This is a genomic window from Steroidobacter sp. (genome assembly GCF_016790065.1).
Lineage (GTDB): Bacteria > Pseudomonadota > Gammaproteobacteria > Steroidobacterales > Steroidobacteraceae > Steroidobacter.
This window is the reverse complement of the sequence record NZ_JAEUPY010000449.1, coordinates 1-4150: the sequence shown is the minus strand read 5'-3', so window position 1 is coordinate 4150 and position 4150 is coordinate 1. Positions and strand designations below refer to the sequence as shown.

Sequence of the window (4150 nt, the reverse complement as noted above, 5' to 3'; positions counted from 1 at the left end):
TACTGTCGTTATTCGGATCGACGGGGACCATAGCCCGGACTGGCACGGCGGGTTTACGATATCGGCAGGCTTTCTTTCGAGTTTGACAGGATTTTTAGCTCCCTCGCCGAGCGTCACCACATCTGCACCATCGCGTTCAGGGCCTGGTACAGGTCCGGGCTGGTGAACTCGATTTCGCCGGCTGCGTTCAAAGACGCGCCTGCCATCAACTTGCGAGGCTCGTCGACCTTCATGGTGATGGCGTACGGTGGCGTCAATTTATAGGGGCGAATGCTGGCCCGATTGCGCACGCCCCGCTCGGTGGCATCGCGAATGAGTTTGCGAGCGGTCTGGGGATGCAGCGTGATGACGCCGCCATTCAAGGCTTCTTTGACCGCAACGACTTCCATGTTTGGGGCAATGATCTTGCGCGCCTCCTCGCAAGCCGCCTTGTCGCCTGCCAACATGACCACGGGCACGTCGTAGCGTCCGGCGATCAGCGCGTTGTAGCTGCCCTCGGATTGCGACTGACCATTCACTTTGAAGTACACCACTTCCTTGCCCATGGTGTGCGGCAGGATGCTGTTGGGATAGTTGGTGCTGGCGTGATAACCGAGCAGCACGACAGCGTCGAAGCTATCGTCGAAACCTTCCATCATTACCATCATGCTCTGCGGATGCGTCGGGCCACGGACGATGCGCACGCGCTTGTCGAGCATGTCGATCAGCAAATGATTCATGCCGCCGTGCCCTTCTCTCACTAGCACATCGGTCGCGCCGGCCGCGAACGCGCCTTCGATGGCAGCGTTGGTGTCGCGAGTCATGATCTCCCGGAAGTACGGATAATCCGGCTCGCCGCGCGACACTTCCTTCGCACTATAAACGCCGGTGATGCCTTCCATGTCCACCGAGATGAAGACTTTCAACGGCGGATTGGCCGCGCCTGCGAGTGACGAGACACCAAGCGCCAACGACAGCAATGCGCAACGCCACGCCTGAAGCATTTGCATAAGAAATCTCCTGTTGAGTCGTTATCTAGGCAAGCCGCTGCGCTCGGCATCGAGCCACATGCGCTTGTATTCTCGTTCCAGCTGCAGCTCGATGGCGGCAGCGTTGGGCAGTTCGTGCACCGCTTTCTCGATCACATCGTAGTAATTGAAGACAGTGCCCGCCGACAGTGCCTTGATGCCGCGATATGCGTCGGGGAAGTTCTGCGCGGTAAACGTCACGCCATTGTCTCGATAGTTGACGCCGGGAATCCTGCCAAGCCAACTCATGTCCCACGGCTTGATGGCGCTCACTCTTATCTCCGCCGGCAAGCTCAGCTTCAGCACCTTCGCGGTGCTGAGCCGCTGCACCGAGCGCTTGGCACCGGCGGTCAACGCTTTGTGCATCTCCGGAACGGGATAAAGCGTCGCCGAATCGGGGCCAGTGGATTTCTTCACCGCCACGTACTCGATCCACGACAACGGTTGCAAACTTTTGCCGAGTAAATCGTCGCCGGAAACGAAGATCAGCGGAATATCCGCCGCGCCATAGGCCAGCGCCAGAAACTCCGACTCCGACACTGAGTGCCCGTTGAAAGCAATGTCGATGCCGTAGGTATAGGTGTGCGCCCAGAAACCGCCGCTACCGTTCTTCGGATGCATGCCCACCGCGACCAACGCATCGTAGGCGCCCGGCTTGACGGGATCGGCGTAGGCATCGAACGGCACCTGCTTAATGAGCTCGACGCGAGGGTCGAGCTGATCCTGCAACACATCGATGGTGCGATTGCCTCCGCCATGGCCGTCGAGGACGGTGACCGATTTCGCGCCGCCAGCGAATAGTCCGCGAATGACTGCATTGACGTCGTCGGTCAACAGCTGGCGTCCTTTCCTGTACGCGTCGACCTCCTCCGGTTCGGCGCTGGCAATGTCATCCTGACCCGACAAGCCTTCCATATCGTAGGTCAGCAGAATATGCGGCGCGCGAGTCTTGGTTTCTTTTGTAATCGCGGTCCACGGCTCTGCAGAGGCAGTGCAGCCCGTCGCCAGCAACAACCAAGCGATGGCCATCCTAGTTCTGTCGAGCATGACGCTGCGTTCCGATGAGTGAGATCAGTGCATCCGGAAAGGTCGCCCGCCAGTTGAGATAGGTGTGCGCACCGACGAACTCACGATAGTTGACGTCGTACCCCTTGGCCCGCAGCAGGTCACGAAAGCTGCGATTGGGTGTCAGCATGCCCGCGCCTTCCCACGTGCCCACGTCCAGATAAAAACGTAGCGGCAGCTTCTTGCCCTCGACAAATTGTCGTGGCAAATAATTCCAGCCGCGAGCGAACTGATCCTCCGGCTCGGCCTCGTAGTTGGGATGCCACCAATAGGAACCGGACTGCGACAGGACGTTGCCGAATGTTTCTGGATACGAATGCGCGATGTAAGTAGAGGCCAAGCCACCGTAGCTGGCGCCGGCGATCACATTGCGGGAGCCATCACGTGTCAGGTGGTACTTGCCACGCAGATCCGGCAGCAGTTCTTCGATCAGGAATCTTGCGAACGCCGGATTGCACGGCAACTCCACTGAACGATCCACGTTGTCGACGAACACTGCGACCACCGGTGGGATGACGCGTGCCGCAATCATGTTGTCCAACAGCCCGGGCACATCGAGTGTCTGCAGGTACGCCACACGATCGAACACCAGTAGCAACGGATAGCCCGCACCGCTGTTGCGATAGTTCGCTGGCGTGTACACGGACACGTCGCGCTGAGTGTTGCCTAGAATCGCGCTCGTGGACTGAAAGGTCGTCACACTGCCTTTAGCCACACCGGTTCGCGGCTGCAGCCAAGATTCTGCCGGCGCATCCGGCCCCTCTGCGTAAGACGAAGTGTTATCGCCCAGTTCATAGCGAACACTCTTCGCGCTGCGTGGATCCTTGAACAACTCGTAAGCCGGGCCGTGCTCCAGCGTATAGCGTTCGAGCACATGCGCGTCCGGCGTCCGCCCCTCCGGCCAGGTCAGGAAATACTGGAATCGCGCCGACGCTTCCACTTCATAGCTGCGATACCAAACATCGGATTTTCCCAGGCGCGCCAGCTGATCGACCCGATTCTCGAAACTGAGCTTGTTGACGCCCACCACGCCGATGTTGAGCTCATCGCGAGCATCTTCGGCGCGCCACAGAAAAGTCATCAGCACCTGGTTCGGCTTGCCGGGAATGGCTTCGATGAGCGGCGTGCCTCGTGTATCGACCTCGCGCCAAAAGCTCTCGGTAGCCTGCTTCGAGTCCGCGACCGCAGCCAACTGTTGCAGTCGCGGACTTTGCGGAGCGGGCGCGGCCCCGAGCAGCGCCCACAACATCACCCATAAACTATTCAAGGCAGCGACTCAGAGCCGATAGGTCCAGCGCAACACCACATTGCGTCGGTAGCCGACACTGCAGGCCGTGCGGATCGAGCACGAACCGTAGTAACGCTCGTCGGTCACGTTGGTCGCGTTCAATGCCAGGTCGGACTTGCCCCAACTCAAACCCAGCAGCGCATCACCCAAAGTGAAGTCCGGCGAGTCGAGGCGATACACCAAGCCGTCGGAGAAGATGGCCGCTTCCTTGCTCTCGCCCATGCGTCGCACGCCCAGGCCGATACGCGCCGTCAGATCGCCGGCCAACAAGAATGTTTTCTCGCCCCACAGCGACGCTTGATTCTCAGGCACGCCCGAGATCGGAAAGCCGAGCTCGATGGGAATGACGCTTTCGCTGACTTCCACATCCAGCTTGGTGTACGACAGCGACACGCTGTAGTTGTCCGGCAGGCGGCGGATGGCTTCGAATTCGAAGCCGCGCGAGCTCACTTCACCGGTCTGAATGGTGTTGTTGCCGTCCTCGGGATCGGTCTGTTGGCGGTTCGATCCGGTCAGATCGAAGCCCGATAAAGTCAGCAGCGTGTGACGATCCGGCTGCCACTTCACGCCTACTTCGTACTGCGTGCCTTCCTGCGGTTTGAACTGGTTGCCATGCACGTCCAGGCCGATGGTCGGGATGAACGATTCGGCGTAGCTCACGTACGGTGTCACGCCATCGAAAATCTCATACGTGAGGCCGACGCGGAACGTGGTGGCATTGTCGACCTGATCCGGCGAGCCGTCGAGGCTGGTGGTCACGCGGTCTCGCCGCACACCCGCCACGAAGGTG

General features: G+C 59.7%; 4 protein-coding genes. All 4 read right to left on the bottom strand.

Features of this window, described 5'->3' with window-relative positions:
- Nucleotides 1-113: 113 nt before the first annotated feature.
- Nucleotides 114-989, bottom strand: coding sequence for a M55 family metallopeptidase (locus JNL55_RS18885; protein WP_293857126.1), 876 nt, complete (start codon nucleotides 987-989; stop codon nucleotides 114-116).
- A 21-nt stretch (nucleotides 990-1010) separates the two neighbouring features.
- Entirely contained in the window at nucleotides 1011-2054 is a 1044-nt protein-coding gene (locus JNL55_RS18880) for a M55 family metallopeptidase (protein ID WP_293857123.1), read from the bottom strand.
- Nucleotides 2038-3339, bottom strand: coding sequence for an alpha/beta hydrolase-fold protein (locus JNL55_RS18875; RefSeq protein WP_293857121.1), 1302 nt, complete (start codon nucleotides 3337-3339; stop codon nucleotides 2038-2040). Before JNL55_RS18875 ends, JNL55_RS18880 begins: the two co-directional genes overlap by 17 nt.
- 9 nt (nucleotides 3340-3348) lie before the next feature.
- Nucleotides 3349-4150, bottom strand: an 802-nt coding sequence (locus JNL55_RS18870; protein ID WP_293857119.1) for a TonB-dependent siderophore receptor, incomplete at its 5' end; no start/stop codon positions are given.